Genomic DNA, 2,052 nt, shown 5'->3' on the forward strand with positions numbered 1-2,052 from the left:
CCGAGCGTCGCGGCGTCGAAACCGGCGCGCGCGGCGAGCGCTTCGCGGTTGCCGTAGCCGAAGCTCCACACGCGGCGCAGGAAGCGGCTCGCGCCCTCGACGCCCGCGCCCGACCACTCGAGCTGCTGCTCGGGCGGTGCGGCGAACATCGTGAACAGACGCGCGGTATCGGCGCCGTACTGGTCGATCAGCAGTTGCGGATCGACGCCGTTGTTCTTCGACTTCGACATCTTCTCGATGCCGCCGAGCACGACCGGCTGGCCGTCCGCATTCAGCGTCGCGCCGACCGGGCGGCCCTTGTCGTCGTGCGTCACCGTCACGTCGAGCGGGTTGTACCAGGTCTTCTTGCCCGCCGCGTCCTCGCGGTAGTACGTCTCGTTCAGCACCATCCCCTGCGTGAGCAGGTTCTTCGCCGGCTCGCCGAACTTCACGAGGCCGAGGTCGCGCATCACCTTGGTCCAGAAGCGCGAATACAGCAGGTGCAGGATCGCGTGCTCGATGCCGCCGATGTACTGATCCATCGGCATCCAGTAGTCGGTGCGCGCGTCGACCATCGTCTCGGCGTCCGGCGCCGTGTAGCGCGAGAAGTACCACGACGAATCGACGAAGGTGTCCATCGTGTCGGTTTCGCGCTTCGCGGCCGCGCCACACTTCGGGCACGTGCAGTTCAGGAACGCTTCCGACTTCGCGAGCGGGTTGCCCGAGCCGTCCGGCACGAGGTCTTCCGGCAGCACGACCGGCAGATCCTGCTCCGGCACCGGCACGTCGCCGCACGACGGGCAGTGGATGATCGGGATCGGCGTGCCCCAGTAGCGCTGGCGCGACACGCCCCAGTCGCGCAGGCGCCACGTGACCTGCTTGTCGCCGAAGCCGCCGGCCTTCAGGTCGGCCGCGACCGCGTCGACCGCTTCCGCGTAGCGCAGGCCGTCGTACTTGCCGCTGTTCACGCAGACCGCGGTTTCCTTGTCGCCGTACCACTCCTGCCATGCGTCGAGCGAGTACGTCTGCCCTTCGCTCGCGATCACCTGCTTGATCGGCAGGTCGTATTTCTTCGCAAACGCGAAATCGCGCTCGTCGTGGCCCGGCACGCCCATCACCGCGCCTTCGCCATAGCTCATCAGCACGTAGTTGCCGATCCACACCTCGACCGGCTCGCCGGTCAACGGGTGCTTGACCGAGAAGCCGGTCGCGACGCCCTTCTTCTCCATCGTCGCGACGTCAGCTTCGGCGACGCCGCCGCGCTTGCATTCCTCGATGAACGCGAGCAGTTCCGGCTTGTCCTGCGCGAGGCGCGTGGCGAGCGGGTGCTCGGCCGCGATCGCGCAGAACGTGACGCCCATGATCGTGTCGGCGCGCGTCGTGAACACGCGCAGCAGCTTCTGCTCGCCGTCGAGTTCGTACGGGAAGCCGAAGTTCACGCCGAAGCTCTTGCCGATCCAGTTCTGCTGCATGATCTTCACGCGCTCGGGCCAGCCGAGGCCGTCGAGATCGTTCAGCAGCTCATCCGCGTACTGCGTGATGCGCAGGTAGTACATCGGGATCTCGCGCTTCTCGACGAGCGCGCCCGAGCGCCAGCCGCGGCCGTCGATCACCTGCTCGTTCGCGAGCACGGTCTGGTCGACCGGGTCCCAGTTCACGGTGCCCGTCTTCTTGTACGCGATGCCCTTCTCGAGCATCTTCAGGAACAGCCACTGGTTCCACTTGTAGTAGTCGGGCTTGCACGTCGCGATTTCGCGCGACCAGTCGATCGCGAGACCCATCGACTGCATCTGGCCCTTCATGTAGTCGATGTTGTCGTAGGTCCACTTCGCGGGCGGCACGCCGTTCGCCATCGCGGCGTTCTCGGCCGGCATCCCGAACGCGTCCCAGCCCATCGGCATCAGCGTGTTGTAGCCGTTCATCCGCAGATAGCGGTACATCACGTCGTTGATCGTGTAGTTGCGCACGTGACCCATGTGCAGCTTGCCGGACGGGTACGGCAGCATCGATACGCAGTAGAACTTCGGCTTCTGCGAATCTTCCTTCGTCTTGTAGGCATCGGCTGCGCGCCAG

The 2,052-nt window shown here is 65.8% G+C and carries 1 protein-coding gene; it reads right to left on the bottom strand.

Annotated elements, in window-relative coordinates:
- Positions 1–2,052, bottom strand: a 2,052-nt coding sequence (leuS, locus tag JMF90_RS34890) for a leucine--tRNA ligase (protein ID WP_201326144.1), incomplete at both ends; no start/stop codon positions are given.

This window comes from Burkholderia sp. E168m23 (genome assembly GCF_016586125.1).
GTDB classification, from domain to species: domain Bacteria; phylum Pseudomonadota; class Gammaproteobacteria; order Burkholderiales; family Burkholderiaceae; genus Burkholderia; species Burkholderia orbicola.